At 41.9% G+C, this 16,381-nt stretch carries 15 protein-coding genes; 6 read left to right on the forward strand and 9 right to left on the reverse strand.

What is annotated here, in order from left to right; genetic code table 11:
* Positions 1-115: 115 nt before the first annotated feature.
* The 6 genes from M1E96_RS11615 to M1E96_RS11640 all read left to right on the forward strand — a co-directional run bounded on the left by M1E96_RS11615 (position 116) and on the right by M1E96_RS11640 (position 6,929).
* Positions 116-2,107 (forward strand): TonB-dependent hemoglobin/transferrin/lactoferrin family receptor, encoded by a 1,992-nt coding sequence (locus M1E96_RS11615; protein WP_070929772.1) that lies wholly within the window; start codon positions 116-118, stop codon positions 2,105-2,107.
* Between the two features lie 25 nt (positions 2,108-2,132).
* A complete protein-coding gene (locus M1E96_RS11620; RefSeq protein ID WP_272579703.1) occupies positions 2,133-3,182 on the forward strand; it encodes a hemin-degrading factor in 1,050 nt (349 codons plus the stop codon).
* A 176-nt stretch (positions 3,183-3,358) separates the two neighbouring features.
* Complete coding sequence (locus M1E96_RS11625) at positions 3,359-4,180, forward strand: hemin ABC transporter substrate-binding protein (RefSeq protein WP_140179116.1); 822 nt, start codon at positions 3,359-3,361, stop codon at positions 4,178-4,180.
* Positions 4,177-5,178: an iron ABC transporter permease gene (locus tag M1E96_RS11630; RefSeq protein WP_319065859.1), complete on the forward strand. Its 1,002-nt coding sequence runs from the start codon at positions 4,177-4,179 to the stop codon at positions 5,176-5,178. The genes M1E96_RS11625 and M1E96_RS11630 overlap by 4 nt, the downstream gene beginning before the upstream one ends.
* A 2-nt stretch (positions 5,179-5,180) precedes the next feature.
* Positions 5,181-5,966 carry a heme ABC transporter ATP-binding protein gene (locus M1E96_RS11635; RefSeq protein WP_140179114.1) on the forward strand — a complete coding sequence of 262 codons (786 nt, stop codon included), beginning with the start codon at positions 5,181-5,183 and terminating at the stop codon, positions 5,964-5,966.
* A gap of 591 nt (positions 5,967-6,557) precedes the next feature.
* A complete protein-coding gene (locus M1E96_RS11640; RefSeq protein WP_070929058.1) occupies positions 6,558-6,929 on the forward strand; it encodes a helix-turn-helix domain-containing protein in 372 nt (123 codons plus the stop codon).
* A gap of 242 nt (positions 6,930-7,171) precedes the next feature.
* On the opposite strand, the gene M1E96_RS11645 is transcribed toward M1E96_RS11640, so the two are convergent.
* The 9 genes from M1E96_RS11645 to arnB form a co-directional block, all read right to left on the reverse strand.
* Positions 7,172-8,188 carry a lipoate--protein ligase gene (locus M1E96_RS11645; protein ID WP_140179112.1) on the reverse strand — a complete coding sequence of 339 codons (1,017 nt, stop codon included), beginning with the start codon at positions 8,186-8,188 and terminating at the stop codon, positions 7,172-7,174.
* 176 nt (positions 8,189-8,364) lie between these two features.
* Positions 8,365-8,850, reverse strand: coding sequence for a C40 family peptidase (locus M1E96_RS11650; protein WP_070925440.1), 486 nt, complete (start codon positions 8,848-8,850; stop codon positions 8,365-8,367).
* 88 nt (positions 8,851-8,938) lie between these two features.
* Positions 8,939-9,346, reverse strand: a complete 408-nt coding sequence (arnF, locus tag M1E96_RS11655; protein ID WP_369427018.1) for a 4-amino-4-deoxy-L-arabinose-phosphoundecaprenol flippase subunit ArnF — start codon at positions 9,344-9,346, stop codon at positions 8,939-8,941.
* Entirely contained in the window at positions 9,343-9,690 is a 348-nt protein-coding gene (arnE, locus tag M1E96_RS11660) for a 4-amino-4-deoxy-L-arabinose-phosphoundecaprenol flippase subunit ArnE (protein ID WP_070925441.1), read from the reverse strand. The genes arnF and arnE overlap by 4 nt, the downstream gene beginning before the upstream one ends.
* Positions 9,687-11,345: a lipid IV(A) 4-amino-4-deoxy-L-arabinosyltransferase gene (gene arnT, locus M1E96_RS11665; RefSeq protein ID WP_070925442.1), complete on the reverse strand. Its 1,659-nt coding sequence runs from the start codon at positions 11,343-11,345 to the stop codon at positions 9,687-9,689. The genes arnE and arnT overlap by 4 nt, the downstream gene beginning before the upstream one ends.
* A gap of 7 nt (positions 11,346-11,352) precedes the next feature.
* Entirely contained in the window at positions 11,353-12,246 is an 894-nt protein-coding gene (gene arnD, locus M1E96_RS11670) for a 4-deoxy-4-formamido-L-arabinose-phosphoundecaprenol deformylase (RefSeq protein ID WP_070925443.1), read from the reverse strand.
* Complete coding sequence (arnA, locus tag M1E96_RS11675) at positions 12,246-14,231, reverse strand: bifunctional UDP-4-amino-4-deoxy-L-arabinose formyltransferase/UDP-glucuronic acid oxidase ArnA (protein WP_070925444.1); 1,986 nt, start codon at positions 14,229-14,231, stop codon at positions 12,246-12,248. The genes arnD and arnA overlap by 1 nt, the downstream gene beginning before the upstream one ends.
* Positions 14,231-15,223: an undecaprenyl-phosphate 4-deoxy-4-formamido-L-arabinose transferase gene (arnC, locus tag M1E96_RS11680; RefSeq protein WP_369427019.1), complete on the reverse strand. Its 993-nt coding sequence runs from the start codon at positions 15,221-15,223 to the stop codon at positions 14,231-14,233. Before arnC ends, arnA begins: the two co-directional genes overlap by 1 nt.
* Positions 15,223-16,368, reverse strand: a complete 1,146-nt coding sequence (gene arnB, locus M1E96_RS11685; RefSeq protein WP_070925446.1) for a UDP-4-amino-4-deoxy-L-arabinose aminotransferase — start codon at positions 16,366-16,368, stop codon at positions 15,223-15,225. Before arnB ends, arnC begins: the two co-directional genes overlap by 1 nt.
* Positions 16,369-16,381 lie beyond the last annotated feature (13 nt).

Below are 16,381 nucleotides of genomic sequence, written 5' to 3' on the forward strand. Positions count from 1 at the left end.
ATAAGTCTCTAGGGACATAGAAAACTATGTGACTAGTGCGAATGAACGTAGTCAACAACGCTGCAACTTGAAGCATAACGAGCGCAACCGGTAACACTTTATGGAGTATAACAACATGTCTCATGTTTTACGTTTATCAGTTATAACAAGCGCCGTTCTTTCTGTTATTGCTACTGCTCAGGCAGAAACACAAACAACATCACCCCATCGCAATGATGTTATGACCGTCTATGCGACAGGTACTGAACGGGATAGTTTTGATGCACCGATGATGGTGACTGTTATCAAAAATAACTCACCAGAAACCAAAACAGCGAGTACCGCAAATGATATTTTACGCAAAATTCCCGGTATTGGTGTTTCAGGAACCAGCCGAGTGAATGGTCAAGAAATTTATATGCGTGGCTTTGACCGCAAGGGGATTTTGACTCTTGTCGATAATGTCCGCCAAGGCACCGATACGGGCCATGTTAATGGCACGTTTCTTGACCCTGCGTTAATCAAGCAAGTCGAGATCATTCGCGGTCCTTCCGCCCTACTGTATGGTAGTGGTGCAATGGGCGGTGTCATAGCATGGGAAACCGTTGATGCTAAAGACTTACTAGAAGATGGTCAAAATAGCGGTTTTCGTGTCTTCAGCCAAGCCGCTACCGGTGATCATAGCTTTGGTTTTGGTGGTACTTCATTTGGGCGAACCGAGCAATTAGATGGTCTATTCAGTTTTGTCACTAAGCAATCAGGGGATGTTCGCTTGAGCAATGGTGATGATATGGATAATAAAGAAACCATTGCCAACATGCTCGCCAAAGGTACATGGCAGGTGAATGATGACCAAAAGTTATCAGGGCAATTACGTTATTATAACGATAATGCTTATGAGCCGAAAAATCCCCAAGACTTAAACGTGGCAAAAGATAATCTCAAAGTTAATCGCACCACACGTCAACGCGATGCTCAAGCAACCTATTACCTCGCGCCAGAATCAAACAATTGGTTAAATCTTAAAGCCACCACCTATTATTCCGATGTCAATATCACCGCTAAAGGTAATGGTACACCATATGAAGGGCGTACCCAAAAAACCTATGGTTTGAAACTGGATAATAAAACCCATTTTTATGAGTTACCTTTCGCTGCTCATAACTTGACTTATGGTGGTGAGACCTATAAGCAAAATCAAACACCGTATGCTGCGACCACTCAGTTCCCTGATGCAGATATCACCTTTGCTTCCGGCTTCTTACAAGATGAGATTGCATTAAAGGATTTGCCTGTTTCATTTATTATTGGAACCCGTTACGACCATTATAAATCAACGGCAAAAGGCAATGATGACGTTAAAGAAGGGAAATGGTCATCCAAAGGTGCGGTTAGTATTACGCCTACAGACTGGTCAATGCTGTTTGCTTCCTATTCAGAAGCTTTCCGTGCACCAACCATGATGGAAATGTATAACGATGAAATTCATTTTCAAGTCGGTCCATTTGTAAATAGGTGGAAGCCCAATCCAAACTTAAAACCTGAAAAAACTCAAACTGCCGAGTATGGTTTTGGTTTACGTTTTGATGACCTATTTATGGCTCGCGACAATTTACAATTTAAAACCAGTTATTTTGATACGAAAGCTAAAGATTATATCAATACTGAAGTGAGTTTTCTCGAAGGCTACACGACATCCGTTAACGCCAAACAAGCGAAAATTTGGGGTGTCGATGCTTCAATGGACTATAAAAATGACTATTTCAACTGGAAACTGGCCTATAACAAAACCACAGGTAAAAATGAATACAATGGACAATCGATAACGTCTATCAAACCTGAATCTGTCACCAGTAACCTTTCTGTTCCTATTTCTAATAGCGGTTTTTCTGTCGGTTGGTTAGGTGAATTTACCCGCCATACTGACTTTAATGCTGCTTCAAAACAACCACGCCAAGCAGGCTATGCTGTACATGATTTCTATGTTAGCTATCAGGGTGATGGTCAATTAAAAGGCTTGGGTACTAGCGTTGTCTTAGGCAATGCCTTCGACAAGGAATATTACTCTTCACAAGGCGTTCCGCAGGATGGACGTAATGCGAAGCTATTTGTCAGCTTCCAATGGTAATTTTAATCAAATAAGGAGATACACAGTGAGTTCAACATTATTCGAGCGTTATCAACAAGCTAAAGCAGAAAATAAAGCAAAATACGCTCGCGATCTAGCGGCTTACCTTAATGTTTCTGAAGGTGAGCTATTACATAGCCGTGTCGGTCATGACAAAGCGCAAAGACTCAATGTTGATGCCCCTACCTTGCTAAAGGCTTTAGCTGCCGTTGGTCAAGTCAAAGCCATCACACGTAATGAATACGTGGTACATGAGCAAGTTGGCCGCTACGATAATGCGAAATTCAGCTCACACGCAGGGTTAATTTTAAATCCACGCGCGTTGGATTTACGGATGTTCTTCAGCCATTGGGATTCTATTTTTACCTTGACCGAAGAAGCTAAAAACGGTGAACGCCATAGTATCCAGTTTTTTGATAAACAAGGTGATGCTCTGCATAAAGTCTATACTACAGATGAGACAGACATGGTGGCATGGCAGGCATTGATTGAACAATATGCCTCTAATGACAACCCGCCATTAGTTGTTGAAGCTGCGGAGCCTTTTTCTCAACAGCCAATCAGCGATGAGCTGAAACAGCAGTTAGAGCAAGAATGGCGCAATATGACCGATGTTCACCAATTCTTTATCTTACTGAAGAAAAATAATCTGAGCCGCCAGCAAGTGTTCCGTGCCGTCAGTGATGATTTGGCTTGGCAAGTCCCTGTTGATTCATTCAATCAATTGGTTAATACCGCGTTTAACGATCAAAATGAAATTATGATTTTTGTTGGTAACCGTGGTTGTGTACAGATTTTCACAGGCCAATTGAAACGTTTGATGCCATATCAAGCCGAAGGGTCTGAAATTAAATGGCTGAACATTTTCAATCCGGATTTCACCTTACATATGATTGAAAATGGTGTTTCTGAGTGCTGGGTAACACGCAAACCCACTCAAGATGGTTTTGTCACCAGCCTTGAGGTGTTTGATAAAGATGGCAATCAAATTGTACAGATGTATGGCCAACGTACCGAAGGAACGCCAGAACAAGAACAATGGCGTAATCAAGTTATGGCACTGCAACACATCTAATCGTTAGAGACAGTCCCTTTTTAGTTAATCGCCAATTTTCATCTGAATTAACGGCTGATATCTAAAATGTAAATTAACCTCCGAGAGGTTCTTATCTAATATTAAGATAATGAATCTCTCGATACACATTGGATTGAATGATTGGTTTTTAGATCAACGGCCTGTAGGTAAATAACATGAAACAATGGCTTCTAATTGCAATGACACTCATCATCAGTTGCACCGCCCAATCAGCAGAACGAGTCGTAACGCTCGGGGGAGATGTGACGGAGATAGTCTTTGAACTCAACGCAGGTGACCAAGTGGTTGCTAGGGATAGCACCAGCCTCCACCCTGCTGAAGCAGTTAAACTACCCGATGTTGGCTATATGCGTATGCTTAATGCCGAAGGTGTATTATCTATGCGCCCAACAGTGATACTCGCGAGTGAGCTTGCCAAACCGTCGATTGCACTATCACAGATAGAAAAAAGTGGCGTTAAGATCATCAAAGTCACAGGTAAACCCTCATTAGAAGCTGTTCCTGAAAAAATCACGACCATTGCGAATGCTGTCGGTAAAGTGGAACAAGGCAAACAACTTACTGAGAAATTTAATCAACAATTAGCCAAAGTGAATACATCACCGATTGATAAGAAAGTACTCTTTATTATGAGCCACGGTGGTGTACTTCCTCTCGCAGCGGGTCAACAAACTGCCGCTGATAGTCTGATTAAAGCAACCGGCGCTAAAAATGCCATGTCTGGTTTTAATAGCTATCGTCCATTATCTCAAGAAGGGGTCATCGCTAGCCAACCCGATCTCATCATTGTCACTCAAGAAGGCATTAAATCTTTAGGTGGTAAAGAGCGAGTATGGAAATTGCCGGGGGTTGCAATGACACCGGCGGCGAAAAATAAAGCATTAATTGTCGTTGATGATATGGGAATGCTTGGCTTTAGTCTTGGTACACCAGAAGTGATGCTGCAAATACGCGAGGCATTAGAGAATTCGCAATGAATCGGATTAAATACCCACTATTTGTCGTTATTGCCCTACTCTTAGTACTGATCACCATTGCAATGGTTTCATCTAATACTGGGGCAATGAATGTCTCATTTAAAACACTGTGGCAACTCCCTACAACCGATCCTGTCTGGCAAATTTGGCTAAATATCCGTTTACCGCGAATTTTACTGGCTATTTTAGTCGGACTTGCCCTTGCCGTCTCTGGCGCAATTATGCAAGGACTATTCCGTAATCCACTCGCCGATCCCAGTTTATTAGGTATCAGTAGTGGTGCCGCTCTGTGTGTGGCTGCTTTTATTGTGCTCTCTGTTTCTTTGCCTAGCGTTTTGCTGAACTATGGTCATATCGGTGCTGCCTTTGTTGGTAGCTTAATTGTCTCGTTAATTATTTTTAGTTTGAACCGTTATTCGAATGGCAATCTTGCTCGATTACTCTTAGCCGGTATCGCTATCAACGCCCTGTGCATGTCATTTATCGGTGTACTCAGTTATATCAGTGATGATCAACAATTGCGTACTTTTAGCTTATGGATGATGGGCACACTTGCGAGCATAGATTGGACTTCACTGACGATCGCAGCCAGTGTCATTTTACCAACCTGCCTTATTTGTTTATGGCAAGGCAAAAAGCTTAACCTGCTACAGCTTGGTGATGAAGATGCACATTATTTAGGTTTAAATGTTGAGAAAACTAAATTTATTTTACTCTTTTTAAGTGCCTTACTGGTTGGCTGTGCTGTTGCAATGAGTGGCGTGATTGGCTTTGTTGGCTTAGTAGTTCCTCATTTGATCCGTATGACTTTAGGTCCTGACCATCGCTGGTTAATACCCGGCTCAGCTATTGTTGGTGCGACATTACTACTGGTTGCAGATACTATCGCGCGTACCGCTGTTAGCCCAGCAGAGATCCCTGTTGGCTTATTGACAGGTTTAATTGGCGGACCTTACTTTTTGTGGTTAATACTGCGACAGCCAGCAGGGAGGATTTAAAAATGAGCAGTAAAGCTCTCCTTGAAGCACGCCATCTTGGCTTTCAAATTGGCGATAAAACATTGATTGATGATATCAGTCTATCCATACAACAACATGAAATGGTTGCTATTATCGGCCCAAATGGTGCGGGAAAATCAACATTACTAAAGTTACTAACGGGATATTCAGCCCCCACACAAGGCAAATGTCTATTAGAAGGCCTAGATCTACGTGACTGGCAACACCGTGCACTCGCGAAAAAACGTGCGGTAATGAAGCAGCAGAGCAATTTGTCTTTCGCCTTTACCGTTGAAGATGTCGTCGCTATGGGACGTAGCCCACATGGCTCTGAACACAAACAGCAAGCCATTGAGGAAGTGTTAACACAAACAGATTGCCTTGAACTACGTCAACGTGATTTTCGCCAACTCTCTGGCGGTGAACAACAGCGAGTACAGTTAGCGCGTGTATTGGCTCAAGTCTGGCAACCAACCCCACAACCCGTATGTTTATTTTTAGATGAACCGACATCAGCCCTTGACCTCTATCATCAGCAACATAGCTTACGCCTGCTACACCAGTTAACCCGAGAACGACCCATTGGTGTTTGCTGTGTACTACATGATCTCAACCTCACGGCGTTATACGCTGACCGTATTTATTTGATACATCAAGGTAAACTTGTTGCTGGCGGTACACCTGAACAGGTATTAACAGAAGAAAACCTCACCCAGTGGTATAAAGCTGACTTAGGTATCATTACCCACCCTGAAACAACCACACCACACGTCTACTTGCGCCGCTAATTTCTTCCAGTTTCTTGCAGCGTATTCTGCAAGAAACTGTGTTCTTCGGATGACAACACATGCTCTAATAATGAATTGACTATTTGCGCTAGCATCTTGTTATGAATTAGTTAACACTTTAATTACAATTTTTTACTAATAAAACGAATAACACCAATCATATTATCTTAAAATTATAGATAAAAAAGCATTAACATTTGTGATTATCACATCGGTATTTCCTGTCTATTAAAGCCATTCATCGTTTTTTCCATAGAACTTAAAACAAATTAATTTCTCAACATTTTACTTGGTTAATAAATTCGAATGCATCATACAAAAAAATTGAACAGGGTATTTTTACACGTAAAAATAAACCTAACAAGAACAGCAATAAAATTCATCACATTGATTTAAATAAAAAAATAACATACAATATTGAATGTATAAAACAGTTAGATTGATAAATCCAATCGTATCAATAACCATTCTCACTAAAAAAAAGCACGTTATGCCTATCGATATATCGGAAAAATAGGAAGAATAGACACTAATTTCTTTAGTTATTATTAGTTATTAATGAACAATAACCCATCGTAGTGGGAGGTAAATATGTCTGAGAGTGTAGTTAACGATATTGTTAAATGGCTTGAAAGTCAGTTACAGCGCAATGAAGGTATCAAAATCGACACTATTGCCGATAAGAGTGGTTATTCAAAATGGCATCTACAGCGTGTTTTCAAAGAAATGAAAGGTTGCACGCTTGGCGAATACGTCCGTAAACGTCGTTTATTAGAAGCTGCGAAATCTTTACGTGATGGCAACTTACCGATCCTTGATATTGCTCTGCAATACGGCTTTAGCTCACAAGCGACTTTTACACGTATCTTTAAAAAACATTTTGACATTACACCTGCAAAATTCCGCCAAAACGGTCAAATGCCTGAATGCCAAGAATTTATGTCTTGCAGTTGTAATAATTAAACTTATTTCAGTTCAGTTGTAGAAATATTCGTCATCCCCTTAATACCTTTTATTTCTTTATACTCTAAGTAATTCGAGGGGCAGCTAGGTGGCAAGTGAATGGATCGCTAGGAACACACTTAAGTATGTGACTAGTGTAAAATGAAACTAGTCACCCTACCTAAACAAAAAAAGCTGCAAATTGAAATATGATAAGTATATTTAAGTCTATGTCTGAGTCGGTAGCGATACCGGCTCTTTTTTTAACTTAATTCATGTATCAACCAACCTTCTATATCGACAAGTTGCTCAGCTAATTCAGGCCACATCGTGTGCATTTTCGCTATGAGCTGACGTACGGTCTCTGTTTGATAAACCTGCCCCGTCAGTTGCTCACTTAACCACTCCAGTGGTGACGGATCCAAACTATCCGTGAAAAATTGACAGCGCTTAATTTCCCCTTTTTCAATATCAAAATGGAATTCAATACCACCCCATGGGAAACGTGTATCACTATAATGCGTAAACGCAGGCGCTTGACCAAAATTCCATTCCCAACTGCTTTGCTTAGCGAAGGTTTCACTAAAATTAGGCAGATCAGGCAGCTTCTCAGGTGAAATATATTCAGGTGCTACTGACTCACCATAGTACTCAAAAAAGCTAGCGATAATCCCTTCACAGACTTTTTCGTGGCTGATATCAGATACCAGTTCACATAAATTAGCCACACGAGAACGCACAGAAGTGATCCCTTTAGCCTGTAGTTTTTTAGGATCTGGGTTAAGGTAATCAGCTAAACGATTTAAATCAGAATTAATCAGTAACGTGCCATGATGGAAGCCTCTATCTTTGGTTTCGCGATACGCTGAACCCGATATTTTACGAGGGCCATCAGTGGTATTTAATATGAGATCATTGCGCCCTGAAACTTCCGCTTGAATGCCAACTTTAGCCAATCCATTAACAATAATATTCGTGGAAATACTTTTATCATATTCAGGTTTACCCGCCATAAAAGTAAAGCAGGTATTACCAAGATCTTGAAATACCGCCCCTCCACCGCTACTACGACGAGCTAAACGAACCTTGTCCAATTCCATACGGCGGGTATTGCATTCTTTCCATGGATTCTGTGCGCGGCCTATAACTACAGTATCTGCATTGCGCCATAAAAACATCACTCGTTGGTCTGCTGCCATTTGGCGAAATATGGTTTCTTCAACAGCTAAATTAAACCAAGGGTCAAACGATTCAGAAATAAGTAAACGTAAGCTAGACATGCTGCTACCTTAGTAATAAAAATTGGCATTAAGATAGCATATACTCATCATCCTTCAAGTTGCAGTGCTGTTAACCACGTTCACTCGTACGAGTCACCGATTTATGTAGGCTCCTACACTTGTCGCCTAACTGCAATCTTGAATTATCTAGAGTATAAATAAAGAGGAAATGAAGGCTAGATACGGCGAGCTTGCCAAAACACCTTTCGCCAATACACATTATCCATCGATGAACGGATCACCCCTTTACTGGTTGATGCGTGAATAAATGTATTGTCCGTATCATAAATACCAACATGTAAACCATTCTCACCTGAACCTGTTTTAAAGAAAACTAAATCGCCAGGCATCAAATCTGATTTATCAATACGTGTGCCAAGCTGGGTTTGGTCAACCGTAGTACGTGGTAACTGGATAGCAAAGCGATCATTAAAGGTACGATATACAAAGCCAGAGCAATCAACGCCACTTTGACTCATCCCACCGTAGTTATACGGTGTACCATACCATTGCTCCAACTGGTCTTTTAGCTGAGCAATGGTCATGATTGGGTCAGATAATTGTGTTTTTAATGGCGGCGGCGGGGTTCTTTTAACTGAAGTGGAACATCCCACCAGCACCAGTGAAAATATTATTGGTAAATATCGCCATTTAATTATCATATCGCACCCTGTGGATAAAAAATCAGCACATCAAATTCATCATAGCCGTTAAAATATGAAAAATAAATAATCGCGTCATTAAATTACATTATTTAATTTTATTGGCTGACCGTTTTGTTGGTCGACTAATTAACCAAACACCGAGAATAATAAATGCGACGCCTCCGGCTTTTAGCCATGTTGCCGGTTCATTATACCAAGGCAAAATAACAGCCAGCAAATACACAAATATATAGCTCAAGCTAATTAATGGGTAAGCTTTATTCAATGGGATTGATTTCAAAGCCAACAACCAACACAGCATAGATAATGCATAACACACTAGACCAATAAACACGATACCTAAACTAACAGCGTTCGCCATTAGCCAATCGAGTTGTAACCAATGCCATCCAAGGGTGAACGAAGGTAGCCCAACTACACCAGCCTTTAAACTCAGCTGAGCAATTGTCACTAACAGTGCACTGCCTACTACCCAAATATAACCTTTATTCATCCACTAATACTCATCAGAAAGATACCGATCATAATCGCTACAACACCTAGCCAATGATCTAGCCCTGTTTTTTCATGATAAACAAATTGACCAATCAAAGTGACTAAAACAAAGTTAATACTGAGCATCGGGTAAGCAATACTTAATGGCATGGTTTCCAAGAGCTTTAACCAAAACAACATGCCCAAACCTAGCATCAACAACGCCAGCACCAACCAACGAATGGCTGATGCTGTTTTATTTTGCTTATCGCCCTGCCAACAAACGACCGCTTGTTTTTGTGCTATTTGGCCAATGCAAGTTAATGCACTGACCAATAATAGTAGTAATAATTGTGCAATCATTGTTTGTGATACACCACAATCGCAATGCGTGAATTACTGATCACCTGATCTGGCTTAGGTATGTCTGGGAGCCCCTCTTTACGACCAAGTAAAAATACCACGGTCACTTGCCCCTCTTGACGTGCTTTGGCTAACCAAGCCGCAAATTGATCGGGTTTGACTAAACGGTGTTGGCTATCTGGATACTCTAAGCCGTAAGTCAGCTCACCACTACTATTATATAAGTAGATATTTGAGTTTTGCGTTTCCCATGCTAGCCCAGCCGCAATCCCGACATTACTTGCCATTAAATATTTGCTATCCATAAGTAAATCATGATTCTGATGGATAAAACTTTGTGGCAGTTTTGAATTAATCGTATTGTTTGGCAATGCACTTCCGATGCATAAACTCACCGCAAGCGAACAAGAGGCTGCCCATAACCAATACTTAGCATTTAACACGGTACATAGGTAACCAATGATACCCCAAATAGAGAAAGCGACGATACCAAGTACCATCTTAGACCATTCATCTGCTTCGTAGAGAGGACGCTTAATAACAGTGCCGGCAATAATAATTGCGATAACCGCTAATACACCAATGGCAATGTTAATAATACCATTCGCTTTTAGCGCTTTCATTTTGCCATTACGCACACAATCCACCCCATACTTCGCCATTAACAATGCTAATGGAGCCATAAACGGTAGCATGTAGGTTGGTAACTTGCCGCGTGAAATACTAAAGAACAACACGGGGACAACAAACCAACACAGTAGGAAAAACATATCAGGGCTTGATTTACGTTCTTTCCATCCTTTACATAATGCGCCTGGAAGCAATCCAACCCATGGAATGGAGCCTAATAAAATAATCGGAATGTAATACCAGAACGGTGCTATATGTTGTGCATCATCAGCAGTGAAACGCTTGATATGTTCAACCCAGAAGAAATAATTCCAATAATCGGGTTCTTGTTTTGCAATAGCCAGTGCCCATGGCAAACTAATTAATACCGCAGAGACAATGGCAAGCGGCCCATACTTGATCATTTCAAGAAAGCGCTTTTGGTATATCGTAATTGGCAGCATTACAATCACTGGAATGGCTAATGCAAGGAACCCTTTGGTCATAAATGCCATGCCACATGCTAAACCGAGACAGATCCATGCCCCCAGTTTTTCTTTTATTCCCCGAGCCTTCATTGCCCATAAACAGCAATACATACTTGCAGCAATCCACAATGACAACATCGGGTCAAGTACGCTATATGTCCCAACAGCAAACACCAAGAACATCGAAACATAGATAAAGCTTGCAACGTAGGCAACATGGTTATTACGCCACATCATTTTAGCCATACGATAGATAAGTAATGCACTCAGCAAAATGCAAAATACAGAACCGAAGCGAACGGCAAAATTAGTTTCACCAAAAATCATTTGGCTAATATTGTTGATCCAATAACCGGCTACGGGTTTTTCAAAGTAGCGAGTGTCCAACATATACGGAACGATCCAATCGCCACGTTGTAACATTTCACGGCTAATTTCTGCATAACGCGTTTCGTCGGGCTGCCAAAGTAAACGGCTATTCAACGGCAGTAAATAAGTTAAGATAAAAAAAAGAGCCAGCAGTGAGGCTCCTATTTTGCTCGCTCGGTTATTCAACATGCTTATACTATCCCTCTTCTTGGCAGCCAAGCCAGCCTTCACGCCCCGGGAATGGTGCTCTCACCACTTTGCCCGTAGGTAGTGTGTTGATGTCTTCTGGCAATAAATCACTTAATGTACAGAATTGGATTTCTTCTTGAGTAATTCGTTCCAATAATTGTGAAAATTGTTCTGATTTAGACATTCCTTCAACCTCAGTATGGATAGTGTAAACCGGAACACCTTGATCCTCTTTTATCGCTTGCAAGATAAAATCATTAAAAGCTTCATCACTGACCACGGTGCCAACCACTTCATCATAAGTTGGTAAGGTCACAGGGATCTGCACAGTCCCTATCGAACCATCACGTAAGATCGGTCTAAATGGATATTGCCCACGGCAATCACTATTGTAACTGAAACCAAACTTTTGTTTAACTTCAAGTACTCGCTCATCGCCACGCCATCCCGCAACCGCAGAACACATTACTGGCTGCCCTGTTGCCTTTTGTAATGCATCAACACCAAGCTTCACTTGCTCAGCGAGTTGAGCCTCACTCCACTTAGCCACCTTCGCTTGCCAGCCTTGGTGATCCCATGCATGCAATCCAACTTCATGGCCTTCATCTAACGTTTGCTTCATTAAATAACCTAAATCTTTGGCTATTTTTTTACCCGGCCAAGCCGTACCCGCCAATAAGATATCGAGTCCATATAAAGAGGCAGCGTTAGATCTCAGCATTTTCCACAGGAATTTAGGACGCAAAAGGCGCCATAAATGGCGCCCCATATTATCGGGTCCTACACTGAAGAAAAAGCTGGCCTGAATGTTGTGCTGTTTCAGCACTTTGAGTAATTGTGGAACGCCTTTCAATGTACCTTGATAGGTATCCACATCAATTCTCAAGCCAACTTTTTTCATTAGTCTTTATCACCTAACTCTTCAACAGCACCTTGTAGGAAGAAATCTAATGTCTCTTCGATGGTATCTTTCATGTCGATGCTCGGAACCCAGTTTAATAAACGACGTGCGTTTTCAACACTTGGTTTACGATGTTCAACATCTTGATAGCCTTGACCATAGTAGCTGCTGCTTTCGATTTCACGGAAGCCTGCAAATGGCGGGAATTTTCCACGTTGTGGGTGCTTTTCAAAGCTTTCAAGCAACATTTCCGCTAACTCACGAATACTTGCTTCGTTAGTTGGGTTACCAATGTTGATGATTTGGCCATCACATTTACCGTCTTTGTTTTCGATAATGCGGAACAGCGCTTCAATACCGTCTTTAATGTCAGTAAAGCAACGTTTCTGTGCACCACCATCAACCAGTTTAATTGGTGAACCTTCAACTAAGTTGAGGATCAACTGAGTGATTGCACGCGAACTACCAATACGAGCAGAATTCAAGCTGTCCAAACGAGGCCCCATCCAGTTAAATGGACGGAATAAGGTGAATTTTAGACCTTCTTTCGCACCATATGCCCAGATCACTCGGTCTAACAGCTGTTTAGATACAGAGTAAATCCAACGTTGCTTGTTGATTGGACCAACAATCAGACGTGATTCGTCTTCATCAAACTCTTTATCATCACACATACCATAAACTTCTGAAGTTGATGGGAAGATGATACGTTTGTTGTATTTCACACAGTAGCGAACCACTTTCAAGTTTTCTTCGAAGTCTAATTCGAATACACGCAGTGGGTTACGGGTATATTCGATTGGTGTTGCAATCGCTACTAGCGGCAGAATAACGTCACATTTTTTAATGTGGTATTCAATCCACTCAGTATGAATGCTCACGTCACCTTCGATAAAGTGGAAACGAGGGTTACCAATAAAGCGTTCAATCGCAGACGAACCAATATCCATACCATAGATATCGTAGTTGCCGTCTTTTAACAGGCGCTCAGTCAAGTGGTTACCGATAAAGCCGTTAACACCAAGGATCAGAACACGTGTACGACGTTTTACTTGAGCGGTAGGTTTCGCACCAACACGCACGTCAGTCACAATCCCCATCTCGTTAGCAAGACGGTTACCTTGCATGTACAAACCTGTTTCGCTTTGACCGCTAACCACTTCAATCGCACCTTGACCACAAGCGATACGTAGTGGATCGCTAGACAGTACGGTACCAGCCGCTTTACCTTGGTTATCATCTAAAACGCGAGCGCGCCAAATGATCATTTTACGAGCACCCAAATAGGTGAACGCACCTGGATACGGTTCAGTTACAGCACGGATCAGACAGTTAACTTCTGTCGCAGAACGGCTCCAATCAATCAGGCCATCTTCAGCTGTACGACGCCCGAAATAGCTTGCTTGGCTCTCATCTTGAGCTGTCGTCTGGTAGTTGCCTGCTTCAATCAGTGGTAGAGTTTTATCTAATAACACTTCTGCAGCTTCACGCACTTTAGCATGCAGAGTCAGCGCAGTGTCAGTATCAGTGATCGCCACTTTTTCTTGCGCAACAATCTCGCCAGCATCCGCTTTAGCAACCATTTTGTGCAGAGTCACACCGGTTTCGTGCTCACCGTTTAGTAGTGCCCAATTAATTGGCGCACGACCACGGTATTTTGGCAATAAAGAGCCGTGTAGGTTAAACGCGCCTTTCGGTGCCAACGCTAACAGTTCTTCACTCAGCATGTCACGATAGTAGAATGAGAAAATAACATCTGGTTTCAATTCGCGAATACGTTCAATCCACAATGGGTGATTGACGTTTTCTGGCGCGTAAACAGGAAGTTCCATGTCCGCGCTGACACGCGCTACTGAAGAGTAAAAGTGGTTTTCGTTAGGATCATCAGTGTGAGTAAATACCGCCTGAATATCGAAACCTGCTTTTTTAAGCGCTTTCAGCCCTACACAGCCAATATCATGATAGGCAAAAACAATAGCTTTCATTAGTTTTCTTCCTGATTTTTGTCAGTCTTAGCATCCGCACCGACGACTTTTTGAATAAAATAACGGGGTCTCGCACGCACATCATTATAGATCCTGCCGATATACTCACCAAGCAGCCCCATAGCGACAAATTGTGCGCCGATAAACATAAAGAGTATTGCAAACAGTGTGAACACGCCATCCGCTGCCCATGTTGCGCCAAAAAGCAAACGTAATACGATCAACAACACTGCTAATAAGAAACCGCCTGCTGCAATAATACTACCAACTACACTTAATAAACGCAGAGGCGCTGTAGTTAAGCAAGTCAGCAGGTCATACATTAAATTAATCAGCTTCATAAAGCTGTATTTTGAATCACCAAACTCACGTTCAGCATGCGCTACATCAATTTCAATCGTTCTACGCGCAAAAGTATTCGCTAAAATAGGAATAAATGTGCTTCGTTCATGGCATTGCAGCATCGCATCAATAATATGACGACGGTATGCACGTAACATACAACCATAATCACCCATCGAACGACCGGTCGCTTTCGTGATCATCGCATTAATCATTTTAGACGCCGTTTTACGGAACCACGAATCTTGACGATTAGCACGACGAGTCCCAACAACATCATAACCTTGAGCCGCAGTTTGCACTAAACGAGGTATCTCTTCTGGAGGGTTTTGCAAATCTGCATCCAGTGTAATCACTAAATCACCGTCTGCTTGATTGAAACCAGCCATAATTGCAGAATGCTGCCCATAGTTACGATTCAGAATGATCGCGATAACATGGTTATCAGGATTTTCTGCGGCTTCAGTCAACATTTTCGCTGAACGATCGCTGCTGCCATCATCAACTAAAATCAGCTCATAAGCCTGAGTTAATTGTTTACAGGACTTGATGGTACGCTCAAGCAACTGACGAAGACTTTGCTCTTCATTATAAACAGGGATCACAACAGAGACTTTTTTAATCTCTTCAAATTCATCTACAAATGACACTATTTTGACTCCAAAAGGATTTCATTTATCGCTTTAACTACCCGATCAACATCTGCATCAGACATATCAGGGAAGAGAGGCAGTGAACAAAGCGTTGCTGTGTTCCATTCTGACTCTGCGAGTGAGAGTTCTGGGTACTTCTCACGGTAATATTTTTGCGTATGTGCAGCACGGAAATGCAAGCCAGTACCAATATCATACGCTTTTAGTTTTTCCATAAAAGTATCACGATCGATACCACACACAGTTTTGTCAACACGCACCATAAATAAGTGGTTAGCATGTAAATGAGGATATTCAGGTACTGACAGCATTTGCAGCGGTGAATCTTTTAATGCTTCACGATAACGAGCAACGAGCTGTGCACGTCGTTGGTTCATTTCTTCAACACGAGACAATTGAACCACCGCTATCGCAGCATGAATATCTGACAAGTTATATTTTAACCCAGGTTCAACCACTTCAGCTTGTGGTTTTCTGCCTTGCATTTGTCGATCAAAGGCGTCAACACCTAAACCATGGAATTTTAATGTACGAACACGCTGGGCTAATTCATCATCATCAGTAACCACTAAGCCGCCTTCGGCACAAGTCACATTTTTGATTGCATGGAAAGAAAAGATAGCAGTGCCATGTTGACCGACCCACTCATCTTTATAACGAGTGCCTACTGCGTGGGCAGCATCCTCAATCAGTACCACACCTGCTTTTTGTGCGATAGCGCGTAATGCGTCTAAATCACAAGGAGCACCTGCATAGTGTACAGGAATTATCGCTTTCGTTTTCGCAGTAAGCGCTTTCTCTACCGCATCAGGTTGCACCATAAGCGTGTCACGATCGACATCAATCATCACGGGTGTTGCACCTAATAGCTCAATCATATTGATGGTGGATACCCACGTTTGTGATGGTGTTATCACCTCATCACCAGGGCCTATCCCCAACGCCATTAAAACAACATGCATACCTGCGGTTGCTGAAGTAAGGGCAATTGCATGTTTACAACCATAACGTTTGCAAAAGTCTTCTTCTAACTGATGATTCTGTGGGCCTGTGGTGATCCAGCCTGAACGCAGAACTTTCTCTACTGCCTTAACCTCTTCGTCACCGATTGCCGGTTTTGAAAACGGAAGGAAATTGCTCATATAGTTTGTAGCC

The organism is Providencia sp. PROV236 (assembly GCF_033676985.1).
Classification (GTDB): Bacteria; Pseudomonadota; Gammaproteobacteria; order Enterobacterales; family Enterobacteriaceae; genus Providencia; species Providencia manganoxydans.